Source organism: Cellulomonas sp. C5510, assembly GCF_019797765.1.
GTDB lineage: Bacteria > Actinomycetota > Actinomycetes > Actinomycetales > Cellulomonadaceae > Cellulomonas.
Window position 1 is genome coordinate 2,672,163 of record NZ_CP081862.1, and the last position, 18,470, is coordinate 2,690,632.

Annotated in this window: 16 protein-coding genes; 10 read left to right on the forward strand and 6 right to left on the reverse strand. The window is 75.2% G+C overall.

Annotated features, from left to right (window positions below):
• Positions 1 to 20 precede the first annotated feature (20 nt).
• Positions 21 to 467, reverse strand: coding sequence for a peptidase inhibitor family I36 protein (locus tag K5O09_RS12305; protein ID WP_222169815.1), 447 nt, complete (start codon positions 465 to 467; stop codon positions 21 to 23).
• Between the two features lie 270 nt (positions 468 to 737).
• Here K5O09_RS12305 and K5O09_RS12310 point away from each other — a divergent pair, with 270 nt between their 5' ends.
• The gene (locus K5O09_RS12310) at positions 738 to 1,865 is read left to right on the forward strand and encodes an acyltransferase (protein WP_222169816.1); all 1,128 of its coding nucleotides are present in this window, start codon (positions 738 to 740) and stop codon (positions 1,863 to 1,865) included.
• Between the two features lie 106 nt (positions 1,866 to 1,971).
• Entirely contained in the window at positions 1,972 to 4,683 is a 2,712-nt protein-coding gene (gene ppdK / locus K5O09_RS12315) for a pyruvate, phosphate dikinase (protein ID WP_222169817.1), read from the forward strand.
• 314 nt (positions 4,684 to 4,997) lie between these two features.
• On the opposite strand, the gene K5O09_RS12320 is transcribed toward ppdK, so the two are convergent.
• Positions 4,998 to 6,335, reverse strand: coding sequence for a S1C family serine protease (locus K5O09_RS12320; protein WP_255595373.1), 1,338 nt, complete (start codon positions 6,333 to 6,335; stop codon positions 4,998 to 5,000).
• Positions 6,336 to 6,447: 112 nt separating this feature from the next.
• Complete coding sequence (locus K5O09_RS12325) at positions 6,448 to 7,674, reverse strand: amidohydrolase (RefSeq protein ID WP_222169818.1); 1,227 nt, start codon at positions 7,672 to 7,674, stop codon at positions 6,448 to 6,450.
• Between the two features lie 61 nt (positions 7,675 to 7,735).
• On the opposite strand from K5O09_RS12325, the gene K5O09_RS12330 reads away from it, so the two are divergent.
• Both K5O09_RS12330 and K5O09_RS12335 read left to right on the forward strand, forming a co-directional pair.
• On the forward strand, positions 7,736 to 8,734 hold the full coding sequence (locus K5O09_RS12330) for a ketopantoate reductase family protein (RefSeq protein WP_222169819.1): 999 nt from the start codon (positions 7,736 to 7,738) through the stop codon (positions 8,732 to 8,734).
• A 170-nt stretch (positions 8,735 to 8,904) separates the two neighbouring features.
• Positions 8,905 to 9,279 (forward strand): RNA-binding S4 domain-containing protein, encoded by a 375-nt coding sequence (locus K5O09_RS12335; RefSeq protein WP_222169820.1) that lies wholly within the window; start codon positions 8,905 to 8,907, stop codon positions 9,277 to 9,279.
• 263 nt (positions 9,280 to 9,542) lie between these two features.
• Here the strand turns inward: K5O09_RS12335 and K5O09_RS12340 are convergent, their stop codons facing one another.
• Positions 9,543 to 10,433, reverse strand: a complete 891-nt coding sequence (locus tag K5O09_RS12340) for a DUF72 domain-containing protein (protein ID WP_222169821.1) — start codon at positions 10,431 to 10,433, stop codon at positions 9,543 to 9,545.
• A gap of 130 nt (positions 10,434 to 10,563) precedes the next feature.
• Here K5O09_RS12340 and K5O09_RS12345 point away from each other — a divergent pair, with 130 nt between their 5' ends.
• Positions 10,564 to 12,024: an MFS transporter gene (locus K5O09_RS12345; protein ID WP_255595376.1), complete on the forward strand. Its 1,461-nt coding sequence runs from the start codon at positions 10,564 to 10,566 to the stop codon at positions 12,022 to 12,024.
• Positions 12,021 to 12,989 (forward strand): alpha/beta hydrolase, encoded by a 969-nt coding sequence (locus K5O09_RS12350; RefSeq protein WP_255595377.1) that lies wholly within the window; start codon positions 12,021 to 12,023, stop codon positions 12,987 to 12,989. Before K5O09_RS12345 ends, K5O09_RS12350 begins: the two co-directional genes overlap by 4 nt.
• Before the next feature lie 21 nt (positions 12,990 to 13,010).
• On the opposite strand, the gene K5O09_RS12355 is transcribed toward K5O09_RS12350, so the two are convergent.
• On the reverse strand, positions 13,011 to 13,631 hold the full coding sequence (locus tag K5O09_RS12355) for a TetR/AcrR family transcriptional regulator (protein WP_222169823.1): 621 nt from the start codon (positions 13,629 to 13,631) through the stop codon (positions 13,011 to 13,013).
• 97 nt (positions 13,632 to 13,728) lie between these two features.
• Here K5O09_RS12355 and K5O09_RS12360 point away from each other — a divergent pair, with 97 nt between their 5' ends.
• The 4 genes from K5O09_RS12360 (at position 13,729) to mtnN (ending at position 16,966) form a co-directional block, all read left to right on the forward strand.
• Complete coding sequence (locus K5O09_RS12360; protein WP_222169824.1) at positions 13,729 to 14,562, forward strand: alpha/beta fold hydrolase; 834 nt, start codon at positions 13,729 to 13,731, stop codon at positions 14,560 to 14,562.
• A gap of 66 nt (positions 14,563 to 14,628) precedes the next feature.
• A complete protein-coding gene (locus tag K5O09_RS12365) occupies positions 14,629 to 15,600 on the forward strand; it encodes a DNA-3-methyladenine glycosylase (RefSeq protein ID WP_255595378.1) in 972 nt (323 codons plus the stop codon).
• Positions 15,601 to 15,779: 179 nt separating this feature from the next.
• Positions 15,780 to 16,232, forward strand: a complete 453-nt coding sequence (locus tag K5O09_RS12370) for an S-ribosylhomocysteine lyase (RefSeq protein WP_222172770.1) — start codon at positions 15,780 to 15,782, stop codon at positions 16,230 to 16,232.
• Positions 16,229 to 16,966 carry a 5'-methylthioadenosine/S-adenosylhomocysteine nucleosidase gene (gene mtnN / locus K5O09_RS12375; RefSeq protein ID WP_255595379.1) on the forward strand — a complete coding sequence of 246 codons (738 nt, stop codon included), beginning with the start codon at positions 16,229 to 16,231 and terminating at the stop codon, positions 16,964 to 16,966. Before K5O09_RS12370 ends, mtnN begins: the two co-directional genes overlap by 4 nt.
• Positions 16,967 to 17,001: 35 nt before the next feature.
• Here mtnN and K5O09_RS12380 read toward each other — a convergent pair whose 3' ends face one another.
• The gene (locus tag K5O09_RS12380; RefSeq protein WP_222169825.1) at positions 17,002 to 18,420 is read right to left on the reverse strand and encodes a PAS domain S-box protein; all 1,419 of its coding nucleotides are present in this window, start codon (positions 18,418 to 18,420) and stop codon (positions 17,002 to 17,004) included.
• Positions 18,421 to 18,470: the final 50 nt, after the last annotated feature.

Sequence of the window (18,470 nt, forward strand, 5' to 3'; positions counted from 1 at the left end):
ACGCGCCCGCTCGGAGTCGGTCACTTGTTCCGGCACGCGGCGGTGTCGAAGTACCCGGAACTGATGCGGTCGTTCACTGTGGCGTTGGACTCGTTCAGTCGCTTGATTCCGCTGTTCGCCGAGACATACAGCTTCGCGCCCTTGTAGTCGATATCAGTGAACCAGATCGCAGTGTTTCCTCCCGAGCTGTTGTTGAAGACAGACGTGATGTTGTTGTCCCAGGCGCCGGCGACCTTCGTGATGTCCTTGACGAAGCAACTGAAGACGAGCGCCTTGCTCGTTCCCGCGGTGAGGTAGTCGCGGTCCTTCCACCCGCAGGAGTACCCGGACGGACACCCTGACGGAGCCGCGCTCGCCGCGCTGGCCGCCGCAGCGCCGACAACGAAGAGCATCAGAACTCCAGCAGCCAGCGTGGAGACCCGTCGAAGGACTCCGTGGCGCACGCGCACATGGTCGTTCGGATTCATGATGACAACTCCCTGCCTCGGGCCCCCCTCAACAGTGAAGAAAGCTGCCCTGACAGGCCGTGGCGAATTCATGACCGGACGGGCGAGCGGTTCGACCGTCGCACAGCTGGCACCACGGCGCAGCGACTGTGAGGCGGATCACACGTCAATCTCCTCCCCACGCCAGCCCGGATCATATCCACTCGTCGAGCGCAACGGACCCTGCGAGGAAATCGCACGACTGTAGGAGGTGGAACGGTCCACCCGCCGTCCGGCCCATAGCCTTCCGACATGTCGACGATCGGGGCGCGCGCGCCAAATGCGAATACGACGGTTTCCCATCATCTGCCCCGCCTCGGCGTCCTCGACCTGCTCCGTCTCGTGGCGGCCGTCTCGGTCGTCCTGTTCCACCTCACGGCCCGCGACCACTCCCGCTGGGCCGCCGGGCTCCCGCACACCGTGTTCCCCGGGCTCGCGGCGGTCTCGCGCTACGGCTACCTGGGCGTTCACCTCTTCTTCGCGATCAGCGGGTTCGTGATCCTGCTGTCGGCGTGGGGACGGCCGGCGCGGGCGCTCGTCGCGTCACGCGTCTCCCGGCTGTTCCCCGCCTACTGGGCGGCCGTCCTGCTCACCGCCACGCTCCGCTGGGCGTGGCCGGGCTTCGACGCCCGGACGCCCGGCGAGGTGCTGGTCAACCTGACGATGCTGCAGGACCCCCTGGGGGTGCCCCGGGTCGACGGGGTGTACTGGACGCTCTGGGTCGAGCTGCAGTTCTACGTCGTGGTCGCCGTGATGGCCCGGATCGGCCTGACGGCGCCCAGGGTGGTGGCGCTCTGCGCCGTGGCGCCGGCGGTCACCTTGGTCGCGCTCCAGGTGCCGTCGGTGGCCCGGTTCGCGTCCCTCACGGAGTGGCTGCCGCTCTTCTGCGCCGGGATGGCGGTGTTCGTCATCCGACGGGAGGGCGGGCGCGCCGTGCTGTGGCTCGTCCTCGTGGCGAACACCCTGACCGCGGCGGCCGTAGCCGCCACGCGGACGACGTCCGCCATCGACGCGATCGCGTCCGGACCGCGCACCTCCCCGGCGGTGGTCGCCGCGGGGGTGGTGCTCGTCGTGGGCCTGGTGGCGGCGGCGGCCCTCGTGCCGCAGGTCAGCAGGGTCGACGCGCGCTGGCTGACGGCGGCGGGGCTGCTCACGTACCCGCTCTACCTCACGCACGAGTACGTGGGCTGGGCGGTCATCGACCTGCTGTCGCCGCTCACGGCGGCCGCCGTCGTGCTGGCGGCCGCGTGCGCGGTGTGCGGCGGTGTCGCGGTCGCGCTGCACCGGGCGGCCGAACGCCCGGTCCAGCGGCGCGTCCGCCGGTGGCTGGAGCACGGGCTTCGGGTCGGCGACGGGCCCCCTGCACGACACGCGGCGTGACCACGTCGAGGGCCGATGGTCCCTTCTCCTGGAGCGACCGGCGGAGGGAGACTCGCCGGAGGCGGGGGCAACGGCGCTCCCCCGGACGTCGTACGCGGAGGTACACGTGGCCAGCTATGTCCAGGACTTCTCCGAGGGTGACAAGGACCAGAAGGACCTGCTCGGCGGCAAGGGTGCGAACCTGGCCGAGATGACCCGGCTGGGACTGCCGGTGCCACCGGGCTTCACCATCACGACCGACGCCTGCCGGGCGTACATGCGCACCGGGCACCTGCCGGCCGAGCTGCGTGTCGAGGTCACGATGGCCGTCCGCCGGCTGGAGGACGCGCTGGGCCGCGGGTTCGGCGACTTCCACGACCCGCTGCTGGTGTCCGTGCGCTCCGGGGCGAAGTTCTCCATGCCCGGGATGATGGAGACGGTGCTGAACGTCGGGCTGAACGACGCGTCCGTCGTCGGGCTCGCGGAGTTCTCCGGCGACGAGCGGTTCGCGTGGGACTCGTACCGCCGGCTCATCCAGATGTTCGGCAAGACGGTGCTGGACATCGACGGCGAGCTGTTCGCGGACACGCTCGACAAGGCGAAGGCCGCCAAGGGCGTGCACGACGACGTCGACCTGGACGCGACCGACCTGCGGCACCTCGTCGACTCGTTCAAGGAGATCGTCCGCACGGAGTCCGGCCGGGAGTTCCCCCAGCACCCGCGCGAGCAGCTCGACCTCGCGATCGTCGCCGTGCTGCGGTCCTGGAACACCGACCGCGCACGCCTGTACCGCCGCCGCGAGCGCATCCCCGACGACCTGGGCACCGCCGTCAACGTGTGCTCGATGGTGTTCGGCAACCTCGGCCCGACGTCCGGGACCGGGGTGGCGTTCACACGCGACCCCGCGACCGGGCACACCGGTGACTACGGCGACTACCTGGTCAACGCGCAGGGCGAGGACGTCGTCGCGGGGATCCGCAACACGCTGAGCCTCGCGGAGATGGAGGAGGTCGACCCGCAGTCGTACGCGGACCTGCGCCAGGCCATGCGGCGGCTCGAGACGCACTACCGCGACCTGTGCGACGTGGAGTTCACGGTCGAGCGCGGCAAGCTCTGGATGCTGCAGACCCGCGTCGGCAAGCGCACGGCGCCGGCGGCGTTCCGGATCGCCACCCAGCTGGTCGACGAGCACCTCATCACGATGGACGAGGCGCTGGCCCGGGTCAGCGGGGCGCAGCTCTCGCAGCTGATGTTCCCGCAGTTCGACTCGACGGCCGAGCGCACCCTCCTCACGAAGGGCATGGCGGCGTCCCCCGGTGCGGCGGTCGGGCACGCGGTCTTCGACTCGGCCATGGCCCAGGAGCGCGCGGCGCACGGCGAGGACGTCGTGCTGGTGCGGCGCGAGACCAACCCGGACGACCTCGGCGGCATGATCGCGGCGGTCGGCGTCCTGACCGCCCGGGGCGGCAAGACGTCGCACGCGGCCGTCGTCGCACGCGGCATGGGCCGCACCTGCGTGGTCGGGGCGGACGAGCTGGTGATCGACCCGGTCGCCCGCACGATGACCGTCCGCGGCCACGTCGTCTCCGAGGGCGACACGATCGCCATCGACGGCTCGACGGGCGAGGTGTACCTCGGCGCGGTGCCCGTCGTCCCGTCCCCGGTCAGCACCTACCTGGAGTCCGGGCTGGACGCGGCGCTCGCGCAGGCCGGCGACGACGACCAGACGGCCGACCTGGTGCGCGCGGTCGACCGCGTCCTCACCCACGCCGACACCACGCGCCGGCTGCGCGTGCACGCGAACGCCGACACCGCCGAGGACGCCCGCCGGGCGCGCTCGCTGGGCGCCCAGGGCATCGGGCTGTGCCGCACCGAGCACATGTTCCTCGGCGAGCGCCGCGTCCTGGTCGAGCGGGTGGTGCTCGCGGAGGACGACGACGAGCGTCAGGCCGCCCTCGACGCCCTGCTGCCCCTGCAGCGGGCGGACTTCGCGGCGCTGCTCGAGGAGATGGACGGGCTGCCGACGACGATCCGGCTGATCGACCCGCCGCTGCACGAGTTCCTCCCCGACCTCACCGAGCTGTCCGTCAAGGTCGCCCTGGCCGAGGAGCGCGGCGAGGTCGACCCGGCGGACGTCAAGCTGCTCGCGGCGGTCCGCCGGATGCACGAGGCGAACCCGATGCTCGGCCTGCGCGGCGTCCGCCTCGGGCTCGTGGTGCCGGGGCTGTTCGCGCTGCAGATCCGGGCGGTCTGCGAGGCCACCGCCGACCGGCTCGAGGCCGGCGGCACCCCGCACGCCGAGATCATGGTCCCGCTGGTCGGCTCCGTGATGGAGCTGCACCTGGTCCGCGACGAGGCGCTGCGGATCATGGGCGAGGTCGGCCGGGCCCGCGGCGTCGCGCTCGACCTGCCGGTCGGGGCGATGATCGAGCTGCCCCGCGCCGCGCTCACCGCCGACCGGATCGCGGAGGTGGCGCAGTTCTTCTCGTTCGGCACCAACGACCTCACGCAGACCACGTGGGGCTTCTCCCGGGACGACGTCGAGGGGGCGTTCTTCCCGGAGTACCTCGAGAACGGGGTGCTGACCATCTCCCCGTTCGAGACCATCGACACCAAGGGCGTCGGGCGCCTCGTGCGCATCGCGGTGGAGGAGGGCCGGGCCACCCGACCGGACCTCACCGTCGGGGTGTGCGGCGAGCACGGCGGTGACCCGGAGTCGATCCGGTTCTTCGACGCGGCCGGGCTGGACTACGTGTCCTGCTCGCCGTTCCGGGTGCCGGTCGCGCGGCTCGAGGCCGGCAGGGCCGCGATCCAGGGTCCCGACACCGACGTCCGCTGAGGGGACGACCGCGCCGCCGCCGCCCCGGTTGGGACACCGGGACGGCGGCCCCGCGGCGTCCGTACCCGCGCGCCCGTCCGCACCCGCGCTCCCTTCCGCACCCGCGCTCCCTTCCGCACCCGCGCTCCCTTCCGCACCTGCGCTCCCTTCCGCACCCGCGCGCCCTTCCGCACCCGCGCTCGCACGCGCTCCCGCTCCCGCGCTCTGAGCCGCCGAGAGTCCAGGACACGCCCGGGATCAGCGGCGGACGTGGGCGTGTCCTGGACTCTCGGTGGCGGGGATCCGGCGGAGCGGGTGAGTCGACCGGGCCGGGGTCAGTCGGCCGGGCCCTCGACGAGGGTGACCGTGGCGGACTGCGTCGTACCGGTGGCCGTGGTCCAGGTCAGCGCGACCTGGTCGCCGGGGGCGTGCGCCGCGAGCGCCGCGCTCAGCGCGTCACCGTCCGCGACCGTCACGCCGTCGACGGCCGTGATCGTGTCCCCGGCGACCAGGCCGGCCTGCGCGGCGGGGGTCCCGTCGATGACGCCGGCGACCGGAGCACCCGCCGCGCCGCCCGTGGTCGACCCGGTCGCCGAGCCGGGCAGGCCGTTCACGGCCGCCGCGTCACCGCCCGTCGTCGCGAGCTGCACCCCGAGGAACGCCGGGTAGCCGAGCGTGATCGTGTCGGTGTCCTGGCCTGCGACGATCTGCGTCACCACGTCGAGCACGTCCTGGATCGGGATGGCGTAGCCGGTGATGTCCGCCGAGCCGGACGACGCAGCGGTCGTGATGCCGACGACCTCGCCCTCGTCGTCCAGCAGCGGGCCGCCGGAGTCGCCGGACACCACGTCGGCGTCGACCTCGATCAGCCCGCTGAGCGACTCCCCCGACGACACGCCCTCGGCCTGCGTGGTGATGGACTCGTCGAGGCCCGTGACCGTGCCGTCCGCCGCGAGCAGCACGCCGCCGCCCTCGGCGTTGCCGACGGCCGTCACCGCGTCGCCGACCGCGACACCCGCCTCGTCGTCGTCGAGCGCGGCGGGGGTGAGGCCGGACGCGCCCTGGAGCTGGAGCACCGCGACGTCCGCCGTGGCGTCGGTGCCGACGACCTCGGCCGTGTACGTCTCCCCCGTCGACCCGATGGTGACCGTGATCTGCGTCGCGCCCTCGACCACGTGGTTGTTCGTGACGACGAGCCCATCGGACGTCAGCACGACACCGGTGCCGGCAGCCTCAGCGGACCGGTAGCCGAGCACCGTCGAGATCAGCACGACGCCGCTCTGCTGCGCCTCGGTGGCGGTCGTCGCGTCGAGAGTGGCGGTGGAGGACCCGGAGCCCGCGCCGCCGGAGCCCCCGCCGGGGAGCGTCGTCGACGGCCCGTCCCAGCCGCCCGCACCGGCCTGCTGACGGCCGGTGCCGAAGCTGTTCCCGGTCGAGGGCGCCGCCGCCAGGCCCGGGTCCGCCCCACCGTCAGGCAGGCCGAGCGCGTACGCGGTCCCGCCCAGCACCAGCCCGGCCGCGACCGCCCCGGAGGCGAGCAGCGCGACGGCCGTCCGCCGGCGCCGCGAGCGGCGGGGCACCGGCGGCTGGTCGCCATCGGGACCGGGGCCGGGCGCGGTCGTCGGGTCGTGGGGCTGGGCCGGGGTCGGCCGGGGCGCGGTCTCGTGGTCCACGGGGCACCTCCTGCGGGGCGGGCGCCGGGGCGGCGCCGATGCCCCTGAGTGCACCCCGCGGACCAGGACGCGGGCTGGACCTTCCCTGAGAGCCGGCCGTGGATCGGTCGCCTCAGCCGGCGAAGCGCTCCGACCGCTCGACGACCCGGCCCCGCGACGCCTCGACGTCCCACGTGTACACGGTGCGACCCTCGATGAGGACGTGCTCCGCACGCGCGTGCACGTCGAGCGGGTCCCCCGACCACACCACGACGTCGCCGTCTCGCCCCGGCTCCAGCGCCCCGACCCGGCCGTCCAGCCCGAGGAACGCGGCCGGGTTGACCGTCAGCGCCTCGAGCGCGGTCTGCCGCGGCAGCCCCTCCTTCACGGCGAGCGTCGCCTGGTGCACGAGGAAGTTGATCGGCACGACGGGGTGGTCGGTCGTGATCGCGACGCGCACACCCGCCCGGGCGAGCGCCGCGAGGTTCGCGATGGCGCGGTCGCGCAGCTCGACCTTCGACCGGGACGTGAACATCGGGCCGAAGATCACCGGCACGTCCCGCTCCGCCAGCACGTCCGCGAGCTTGTGCCCGTCCGTGCCGTGGTTGACCACCAGGCGGTACCCGAACTCGTCGGCCAGCCGGATCGCGGTGGCGATGTCGTCGTGCCGGTGGGTGTGCTGGTCCCAGACCAGCTCGCCGTCGAGCACCCGGGCCAGCGTCTCCAGCCCCAGGTCCGTCTTGAACGGCTCGCCCTTGGACTCGGCCGCGGCCCGCGCCGCCCGGTAGTGCTGCGCGGCGGTGAACGCCTCGCGGATCACCAACGCGGTCCCCAGGCGTGTGGACGGCGTCTGGTTCTTGCCGCCGTAGACGCGCTTCGGGTTCTCGCCGAGCGCCGACTTCACGCTCACGGCCGCGGAGATCACCTGCTCGTCGATGGTGCGGCCGCCCCACGACTTCAGGGCCACGCTCTGGCCGCCGATCGGGTTGCCGGACCCCGGCTTCACCACGACGGACGTGACGCCGCCGGCCAGCGCGTCCCGGAAGCCCTCGTCGTCGATGTTCACCGCGTCGATCGCCCGGACCGCGGCCATGTTCGGCCCGGTCATCTCGTTCGTGTCGTCGCCCGCGACGCCCTCGCCCTCCTCGTGGATGCCGACGTGGCCGTGCGCCTCGACGAAGCCCGGCAGCACCCAGCGCCCGGTCGCGTCCACGACGGTCGCGCCCTCGGGGACCGCCACGTCGGCGCCGACCGCCTCGATGCGGCCGTCGCGGATCAGGACGGTGCCGCCCTCGACGGGCTCGGAGCTGACGGGGACGACGTAGCCGCCGGTGACGGCGACGAGAGAGGAGGAGGTCATGACCTCCACCGTATGCCCGGTCCCCGCCGACCCGTGCCGAGGGGTGTGGCAGGGTGACCGGGTGCGATACGTGATCATCGGCGCCGGCGCGGTCGGCGGGACCATCGGGGGGCTGCTGGCCGAGGCGGGCCGGGACGTCGTGCTCGTCGCGCGCGGCGCGCACCTCGACGCGCTGCGGTCCGGCGGCCTGCACCTGACGACGCCCGCGGGCGCCCGGACCGTGCGCACCGCCGTCGCGTCCCGGCCGGAGGACGTCCAGCTGCGGCGCGACGACGTGCTGGTGCTCGCCGTGAAGTCGCAGGACACCGACACCACGCTGGCCGACTGGGCCGGTCGCCCCGTCGACGGCGGCCGCACCGCCGGCGAGGACCTGCTGCTGGTGTGCGCCCAGAACGGCGTCGACAACGAGCGCACCGCGCTGCGGCGGTTCGCCCGGGTGGCCGGCATGTGCGTCTGGCTCCCCGCGACGTTCCTGGAGCCGGGCCGGGTGTCTGCCTCCGGCTCCCCGGTCACCGGGGTGCTGACGCTGGGGTCCGTGCCCGCGGGTGCGGCCGACGCCGACCTGGCGGAGGTCTCCCGCGACCTCGAGGCCGCCGGGTTCCGCGCGCCCGTCGTCGAGGACGTCGCCGCGTGGAAGTACGCGAAGCTGCTGAGCAACCTCGGCAACGCCGTCGAGGCGCTCTGCGGCCCGGTGCGCGGCGCAGCGCGTGAGCTCGCCGACGCCGCGGTCGCCGAGGCGCGCGAGGTGCTGGCCGCCGCGGGCGTCTCTCCCGTCGACTCCGCCGAGGAGGCGCGAGCCCGCGAGGGGTTCACCCTGGTCGACCTGCCCGGCGTCGACCGGCGCGGCGGCTCCACGTGGCAGAGCCTCGTGCGGGGCGCGGGCTCGGTGGAGGCGGCGTACCTGAACGGCGAGATCGCGCTGCTCGGACGGCTGCACCGCGTGCCGGTACCGGTGAACGCCACGCTGCTGCGGCTCGTCGAGGACGCGGCGGCGCGGGGTGAGCAGCCCGGCGGGCACGACCCGGCGGAGGTCCTGGCCACCGCGCGCGCGGCGGGCTGAGCCCGGTGCCGACGGCGGGCGCGGGTCCGGTCGACGGGGGTGACCTCCGCCCGCGGTCGGAGGCTCCCGCGGGGGCGGGTGCCGGACGCGAGCGGCCGTCGGCGGGTGCGGCGGGTGCGACGGGTGCGACGGCAGGAGAGTCCGCGCCCGCCGCGCTGCCCGGGCTGCCCGTGGGGCCACCCTCGACGCGGGTCGACCGGTGGGTGTGGGCCGTCCGGCTGACCAAGACCCGCGCGCTCGCCGCGGCGGCGTGCCGGGCGGGCCACGTCCGCGTCAACGGCGATCGCGCGAAGCCGGCCACGACCGTGCGCGTCGGGGACGAGGTACGCGTGCGCGGCGAGGGCCCCGAGCGGATCGTCGAGGTCGCCCACGTCGTCGAGCGCCGCGTCGGCCCCGTCCCGGCAGCCGCGTGCTACGTCGACCGCACCCCGCCGCCCCCGCCCCCGGAGCACGTGGCCGCGGCCGGCGTCCGCGAGCGTGGCGCCGGACGCCCGACCAAGCGCGAGCGCCGCGAGCTCGACCGCCTGCGCGGCCGCGACCGCTGACCCGCCGGGCCGTCCCGCCCGACAGCACCGCCCGCCCGCACCCCGCCCGGCTGCATCTGCACCTGCCCCCTGCCGCGTGAGCCGCCCCCGCACCGAGAGGCCAGTCGCCGGGGTGCTGGGGGCACGCGCACCCCCGGTGGTGGCCTCTCGCGCGGAGAGGCGCGCACGTGGGGCGGGTCGCGTCGGGTCGGTCAGGGCGGAGCGGCTCGGTCAGAGCGAGGCGGGGCGGGCGGGTCGGGGCGCGGCGGTCGGGCGTCGCGGCGTCAGCCCGGGTCCGGCGGGCCGACGCCCAGGCGGCGGGCCAGTCCCATCGCGTCGACGGGCGCACGGACCTTCGTGTCGTTGTCGAAGTACACGAAGACGTCGCGACCACCGGGCACCGCGGGTGCTGCGGGGCCGAGGCGGCGGGCGTCCGCCGGCTCTCCCCCGGCGCTCCAGGCGCGCACCCGGTCGGCCCACCGGTCCAGGGCCGGGTCGTCGTAGCCGGACACGTAGAGCTCGGAGTCGCCGTGGAGCCGCACGTACACCAGGTCGGCGGTCACGTCCTCCAGGTACGGCCAGCGTCCCGCGGTGTCCGCGACGACCAGCCCGATGCCGTGCTCGCGCAGCAGGGCGGGGAACGCGGGGTCCTCGAACGACGCGTGCCGCACCTCGAGGACGTGGCGCAGCGGTCGGTCGTCGTCCGTGGTCGTCCAGGCCCGGCCGTCGAGCCTCTCGTCGTGCCGTCCGGCGAGCTCGGCGGCGGCCGCCGTCGTCCGCGGCAGCAGGTCGAAGAACCGTGCGAGCCGGCCGGCGTCGAACCCGAGCGTCGGCGGCAGCTGCCACAGCACCGGCCCGAGGGCCGGTCCGAGCGCGAGCACGCCCGAGGCGAAGAAGTTCGCGAGCGGCACCTCGACGTCGGCGAGCTTCTTCATGTGGGTCACGAAGCGACCGCCCTTGACCGAGAAGACGAACCCCTCGGGGACCTCCGCGCGCCAGGCGAGGTACGACTCGGGGCGCTGCAGCGCGTAGAACGAGCCGTTGACCTCGATGCTGCGCAGGCGCCGGGAAGCGAACTCCAGCTCGCGGCGCTGCGGCAGGCCCGTGGGGTAGAACACCCCTCGCCAGGGCGCGTACCGCCAGCCGGAGATGCCGATCCGGATGTCCGAGGCCATGGCGGACCGTAGGCACCGGCCGCGAGGACGGGCAACCGCGCCCCGCGGCCCCGGCATCTCCTCACGTCCCGTCGCGGCCCGTTCAGCGGGTCGACACGCGCCGGACGCCGGCCCGGGGTATCCCTGGTCCGTGCACGCCGACGCCGTCCCGCCCCCGCCTCCCGTCGCCGCGCCCCGGCGTCCGGCGGGTCCTGCACGACCCGCCCGCCGCCGCACGGTCGCCGCGTGGGCCCTGTGGGACTGGGGGTCGGCCGCGTTCAACGCGGTCATCACGACGTTCGTCTTCACCCGGTGGCTGACGTCCGACGCGTTCGTGGAGCCGGAGGTCGCGGCCGCCGGAGGCGCAGCCCTCGACGCCGCGCTGGCGGAGCACTCCACGTGGCTCGGCTGGGGGCTCACCGCGGCCGGCGCGGCGATCGCCCTGCTCGCGCCCGTCGCGGGGACGCGGGCCGACGGCTCCGGCCGACGGCGGCGCGGTCTGGCCGTCCACACGTCCGTGACCGTGGTGCTGTGCGCGGCGATGGCGCTCGTCCGCCCCGACCCGGACGCGCTGACGGCGAACCTGCTGCTCGGCATCGCGCTGCTGGCCACGGCGAACCTGACGTTCGAGCTCGCGTCCGTGCACTACAACGCGCTGCTGCCCCGGGTGGCGACGCCGGCGACGCTGGGCCGCGTGAGCGGCATCGGCTGGGGTGCGGGGTACCTCGGCGGCATCGTGCTGCTGCTCGTGCTGTTCGTCGGGTTCATCGACCCGGAGGTCGGCTGGTTCGGTGTGACGCCGGCGGACGGCGCGAACATCCGGGTGGCGGTGCTGCTGTCGGCGGTCTGGTTCGCCGCGTTCGCGGTGCCGGTGCTCGTCGCGGTCCCGGACGACCCCGCACCGGCGGCCGCGCGGCGGGCCGCCGGTGCGTCGGGGGCTCGTGCCGGGTGGCGCGCGGCGGTCGGGGCGTACCGGCAGGTGGCCGCGGACGTCCGGGATCTCTGGCGGACCTCGCGCAGCACCGTGCTGTTCCTGCTCGCCAGCGCCGTGTACCGCGACGGGCTCGCGGGCGTCTTCACGTTCGGGGCGGTGATCGCGTCCGGCACGTTCGGGTTCTCCGCGAGCGAGGTCGTCGTCTTCGCGATCGCGGCGAACGTCGTGGCGGGCGTGTCCACCGTGCTCGCGGGCCTGCTGGACGACCGGGTCGGTCCCCGGGCGCTCGTGGTGGCCGCGCTGGCCGGGCTGGTCGTCGCGGGGGTGGCGACGTTCCTGCTGGCCGACGCCGGTGCGGCGGCGTTCTGGGCGTGCGGCCTGCTGCTGTGCGTGTTCGTGGGGCCGGCGCAGTCCGCGAGCCGCTCGCTGCTCACACGGCTCGCACCGCCCGGGCGTGAGTCGCAGCTGTTCGGGCTGTACGCGACGACGGGCCGGGCGGCGAGCTTCCTGGCGCCGCTGGCGTTCGCGACCTTCGTCGCGGTCTCGGGGTCGCAGCGGTGGGGCATCCTGGGTCTCGTGCTCGTCCTCGCGCTCGGGCTCGCGGCCCTGCTCCCCCTGCAGCTGCCCGCCGCCCGCGTGCCCGCCCGTGCGCCGCGGCCGGGCGGGGGTGCACGGTGACTGCCTGGGAGCCGGACCTGCTGGGTCCCGGCTGGCAGCGCACGACGCTCGCCCTCTCGGCGTCCGACCCGGACCTGGTGGCGACCGTCGTCCGGCGCGCGCCCGCCCCGGCCGCGGAGCCCGGGGGGCCCGCCGTGCTGCACGTCCACGGGTTCAACGACTACTTCTTCCAGACGCACCTCGCGCAGGAGTGGGAGCGGCGCGGTCACACGTTCTACGCGGTCGACCTGCGCCGGTGCGGCCGGTCGTGGCGGGACGGCCAGGTGCCGCACTACGTGACCGACCTCGCGGAGTACCGGGACGACCTCGGCCTGGCCGCCCGACTGGTCCGCGACGTGCTCGGGCACGACCGGCTGACGGTGCACGCGCACTCCACCGGCGGGCTCACGGCGGCGCTGTGGGCGAGCAGCCCCGCGGGGCGGGCGGCCGTGGACGCCCTGGTGCTCGACAGCCCGTGGTTCGACCTGCACGCGCGCTGGTTCCACCGCGTGGTGTCGACGTGGGTGCTCGACAGCCTGGGCCCGGTCGACCCGATGCGCGTGCTGGCCGACGGCCCGTCGGCGTACTCCTGGCACCTGCACGTCGACAACGGCGGCCGGTGGGAGTACGACCGCCGCCTGAAGCCCGCGGAGGGCTTCCCCGTGCGGGCGGGCTGGCTGCGGGCCGTGCGCCGGGGGCAGGCGCGGCTGGCGCGGGGCCTGCGGATCGAGGCGCCGGTGCTGGTGTGCACCGCGGCGGAGTCGGGGCCCAACTCGCGCACCAACCCGCTGCTCGACGCGCAGGACACGGTGCTGGACGTCGAGCAGATCTGGGCGCGCGCACCGCGGCTCGGCGAGGACGTCACGCTGGTGACGGTGCCGGGGGGCGTGCACGACCTGTCCCTGTCCGCACCGGAGCCGTTCGCCGCGTACGTCGCCGCGGTCTTCGAGTGGCTCGACGCCGTGAGCGGCAGCCGCGCGGCCTGACCGGTCGCGCCGCGCGCGGGCTCAGTCCTCGCGCAGCCCCGCGGCGTCGATGAGCGTCCGCGCCGCCGCCCGTGCCTGCACCGCCGCCTCGGGCGAGCCGGAGATGGCGGCGGTCGTCTGCGCGCCTTCCGCGAGGATCGCGAGCTGGGCGGCGAGCTGCGGCGGCCCGCCGGCGACGTCGACCAGCTCGGCCACGTAGGCCTGGAACCCCGCCTTGTGCTCGCGGGCGAGGGCGGCGACCTCCGGGGAGCAGCCGCCGAGCTCGCCGAACGAGTTGATGAAGATGCAGCCGTGGAAGTCCCCGTCGGCGAACCAGCCGGCGAGGTAGTCGTAGATCGCGAGCAGCCGGTCGCGGGGCCCGGCGGCCGCGAGCACCGCGCCGGTGAGCCCCTCTTCCCACATCGCGTGCCGGCGACGCAGCACCTCCGCGACGATCGCGTCCTTCGAGCCGAACATCCGGTAGAGGCGCTTGAGCGGCACCCCGGCCTCGGTCCTCAGCTCGTCCATCCCGACCGCCTGGATGCCTCGCCGGTAGTACAGGCGGTCGGCGGCGTCGAGCACCTGCTCGCGCAGGGCGGCGTCGGTGTCGTCGGCGTGCGCAGGACGGGTGCCGGGGTGTGCCGTCACGAGCTGGTCGACCATGCGTCATCTCCCGGGGGTTGCGCTGAAAACGTTCGTTCTCTAGTGTAGCCGACATCACGGAGAACGCTCGTTCTCCACCGACCGGGAGAGGCGCACCATGTCGTTCATCACCGTAGGGACCGAGAACACGACGCCGATCGAGCTGTCCTACGAGGACCACGGCTCCGGCCGGCCGGTCGTGCTGATCCACGGGTACCCGCTCGACGGCCACTCGTGGGAGAAGCAGTCCGCGGCCCTCCTCGCGGCGGGCTACCGCGTCATCACGTACGACCGCCGCGGCTTCGGGCGGTCCAGCCAGCCGACGACCGGCTACGACTACGACACGTTCGCCGCGGACCTCGCGACCGTGCTGGAGACGCTCGACCTGCGCGACGTCGTCCTCGTCGGCTTCTCGATGGGCACCGGCGAGGTCGCGCGGTACCTCGGCAGGTACGGCTCCGAGCGGGTCGCGAAGGTGGCGTTCCTGGCGTCGCTCGAGCCGTTCCTGCTGCAGACGGACGACAACCCGTCCGGTGTGCCGCAGGAGGTCTTCGACGGCATCCTCGCGGCCGTCACCGCCGACCGGTACGCCTACTTCACGTCGTTCTACGCCGACTTCTACAACACCGACGAGACCCTCGGGTCGCGGCTGTCCGAGGAGGCCCTGCGGCACTCCTGGGACGTCGCGTCGGGGGCGTCGTGGTTCGCCTCGAGCGCCGCGGTGCCGACCTGGACCACGGACTTCCGCGGCGACCTCGCCGCCATCGACGTCCCCGCGCTGATCGTGCACGGGACCGCCGACCGCATCCTGCCGGTCGACGCCACGGGCCGCCCGTTCCACGCCGCGGTGCCCCAGGCCGAGTACGTCGAGATCGAGGGCGCGCCGCACGGCCTGCTGTGGACGCACGCGGACGAGGTCAACCGGGTCCTGCTGGACTTCCTGGCCCGCTGACCCCGACCCGACGCCGCCGGCACCCCGCACGCCGGGGTGTCGGCGGCGTCCGTCATGCTGGACGACATGCACCCGACCGGCGACGCGCCCGCACCGGCGCCCGCCGACGGACCCGGCACCGCACGGCCGCCCGCGGCGCGCACGCTCCGGCCCGACGGCCCGCTCGACCTGCGGCTCACCCTGATGATGGTGCGCCACGGCCCCGGCGACCCCAGCGTGCGGATCCGGCGGGACGGCACCGTGTGGCTCGCGCTGCGCACGCCGGCGGGACCCGCGACGCTGCTGCTGCGGGCCGGTCCCGGACGCGTCGACGCGTCCGCGTGGGGCCCGGGCGCCGAGCACGCCGTCGCGGGGGCCCCGGACCTGCTGGGCGCCCGCGACGACCTGCGGTCGTTCGAGCCCGCCGGCCACGCCGGGATCGCGGCCGCCCACCGGAGGCTGCGGGGGCTGCGCATCCCGCGCACCGGCGACGTGCTCGGCGCCCTCGTGCCCGCCGTCCTGGAGCAGCGGGTCGTCACCGTGGACGCGCACGACGCCTGGCGCCGGCTGCTGCTGCAGCACGGGACGGTCCCGCCCGGTCCGGCGCCCGACGGCATGCGCGTCCCGCCGGACGCCGAGGGGTGGCGCCTGGTGCCGTCGTGGGACTGGAGGCGCGCCGGCGTCGACGACCGGCGCGCCTCGACGGTGCTGCGGGCGGCAGCGGTGGCCCGCCGGCTGCAGGAGGCCGTCGACCTGGAGCCCGCCGAGCTGCGCCGGCGCCTGCTGACCGTGCCCGGCATCGGCGGCTGGACGGTCGCGGAGACCACCCGGCGGGCGCTCGGGGACGCGGACGCGGTCTCCGTCGGCGACCTCCACCTGCCCCGGCTGGTCGGCGACGGGGTGGTGGGACGACGCGTCGAGCAGCACGAGGTCCTCGACGTGCTCGCACCGTGGGCGCCGCACCGGGCGCGCGTCGTGCGGCTGCTCGAGCTCACCGAGCGCAGCACGCGCGGCCACCGCACCCGCCCGCTGCCCCGTCGGGCGGTGCGGCCGGCCTGACCGGGTCGCACCGCCGCGCCCGCGCCACCGCGCCCCGCCCTCCGGGGCCGCTCCCCGCGGCGCGACCGGCCCGTGGAGTACCGGACGTCGCCGGTCCGCTGCACAATGGGTCCTGCGGCCGGGGCGTGTCCCGGGCCGTCCCCCGAGCGAACCTGAGGACCGCAGTGAACCAGCCCCGCATGAACGTCGAGTCGTTCAACCTCGACCACCGGACCGTCGTCGCGCCGTACATCCGGCTCGCCGACACGAAGGCGCTGCCGGCGGGCGACGTCATCAGCAAGTACGACATCCGCTTCGCGCAGCCGAACCGGGCGCACCTCGAGATGCCGGTCGTGCACTCCCTGGAGCACCTGTTCGCGGAGCACTCCCGCAACCACAGCGACCGCGTGATCGACTTCTCGCCGATGGGCTGCCAGACCGGCTTCTACCTCATCCTGCAGGGCGAGTGGGCGGACGAGGACGTGCACGAGCTGGTCGCCGAGACGCTCGCCGACATCACGACCGCGCAGGAGGTGCCCGCGGCGAACGAGGTGCAGTGCGGCTGGGGCGCCAACCACACGCTCGAGGGTGCGCAGGGGGCCGCCCGGGAGTTCCTCGCGCACCGCGCCGAGTGGAGCACGGTGACGGCGTGACCGCCTCGCTCGCGACCGTCGGCACCGTCGTCGCCGTCGCCATGCCGGACGAGGCCGCCCCGTTCCTGGAGCGGGCCGACGCCGTCGGCGACCCCGCCACCGTGGGGGGCGCGGAGCACCGTCTGCTGACCGTCGCCGGGCAGGACGTGCTGCTCGTCCGCGGTGGCATCGGCCTGGCGAACGCGGCGTCCGCGGCGTCCGCGGCGCTCGTGCTCGTCGCCGCGGCTCGCGGCGGCCGGGGACCCGCGCTCATCTCGGCAGGGTCGGCGGGCGGCGTGCAGGCGGGCGTGCACGTCGGCGACGTGGTCGTCGGCACCGAGCACGTGTACACCGGCGCCGACGCGCGGGCGTTCGGCTACGCCCTGGGTCAGGTGCCGGGCATGCCGGCGGGGTACCGGGGTGACCCGGCGCTGCGCGGGGCCGCGCTCGGCGCCGACGCGGGCGACCTCACCGTGCGGACCGGGCAGATGCTCTCCGGGGACGCGTTCGTGGACGCGTCGCTGGTCGGCCCGGTGCGTGAGCGGTTCCCCGGCGGGCTCTCGACCGACATGGAGTCCACCGCGCTCGCGCAGGTCGCGCACGTCTACGGCGTGCCCTTCCTGGCGGTGCGCGGGATCTCGGACCTGTGCGGCCCGGCGGGCGCGGACGACTTCCTCACGCACGTGGACGACGCCGCGGAGCGGTCCGCCGCCGTGGTGCTGGGCATGCTGGCGCGGCGCGGCGCGGCGGACTGACCGCCCGGGACCGCAGCACCGGGCGGGGCCCGTCCTCAGCCGCGGGTCGCCCGGCGGCCGTCGAACCCGGTGTGCCTGTGCCCGCCCGGCCCGTCGCCGGCGAGCTTCGCCTGGTACATCGCCTGGTCTGCGTCGTGCAGGAGCAGCTCGGTGGTGTGCCAGCGGTTCGCCACGGCGACGCCGACGCTGGCCCCGACCCGCGCGGTCTCCCCGGCGACGTCGACGGTGACCTCCCCGAGGGCGGCGGTCACGCCGGCGGCCGCGGCGCCCGCGTCCGGGACGCCCGCGATGAGCAGCGCGAACTCGTCGCCCCCGAGCCGCGCGACCGTGCTCCCCGCAGGCGCGAGGGCCCGGAGCCGGTCGGCGACGGCGACGAGCACGCGGTCGCCCACCGCGTGCCCGAAACCGTCGTTGACGGCCTTGAAGTCGTCGAGGTCGACGTACAGCACCGCGAGACCGGCGCCGTCACCGGGAGCGTCCGCCGCCCGGGAACGCCGGTCGGCGAGCGCCTGGTCCACGAGGCGGTGGAAGTGCGCGCGGTTCACCAGGCCGGTCAGCGCGTCGTGGTCGACCATGTGCGCGAGGCGCTCCTCGAGCGTCTTCTCCTGCGTGACGTCCAGCAGCACGCCGTGCAGCACCGGCCGGCCGTCGCGGTCGCGGCGCAGGACGGCGTCGTCGCGCACCCACACGTCGTACCCGTCGCGGTGCCGGAGCCGGTAGGTGCTCGACGGGAACATCTCCCCCTCGCGCACCTGCGGCACCAGGTCCTCGTGGGGGCGGAACGACTCGCGGTCCTCGGGGTGCATCGAGCGCCGCCACAGACCCGGGTCCGCCAGCCACTCCTGCGGCGAGTAGCCGAGCATCCACTCCAGCCGCGGGCTGAGGTACACGAAGCGCCCCTGGGGGCCGGGCTCCGCGATGTACACCACCGCGGGCACGTGCTCGACGATCAGCCGGTAGTGCAGCTCCGCCGCCCGCAGCTCGTCCGCGAGCCGCTTGCGCTCGGTGATGTCCTGCGTCATCCCGATCGCGTAGTCCGGGCGCCCCTGCGCGTCGCGCACCAGCGAGACGGTGAGCTCCACCCACAGCGTGGTGCCGTCCTTGCGCACGAACCGCTTCTCCATCGCGAACTGGTCGCCCGCACCCGTGAGCATCGCCTCGAAGAGCCGGTCGTTCTCGTCGACGTCCTCCGGCGCGGTGTACGCGGAGAACGGCATGCGCGCGAACTCCTCGTCCGAGTAGCCGAGGAGCCGCCGCAGCGTCGCGTTCGTCAGCGGCGTGAGGCCATCGAGCGTGACGAGCCCGACGCCGACCGGGGCCGCCTCGATCAGCGTCTCGAGCAGCGCGACGCGCCCGGCGGGCTGGGCCAGGCGCCGCGCGAGCGGGTCGGGACCGTCGCCCTGCGCCGGGGCGCAGGAGGGCGCCACGACGCCGACGGGCTGCGTGACGTCCACTGCGACCACCCCTCGTGCCCGGCCCGGCCCGGCGGGCGGGCCGGGTCTTC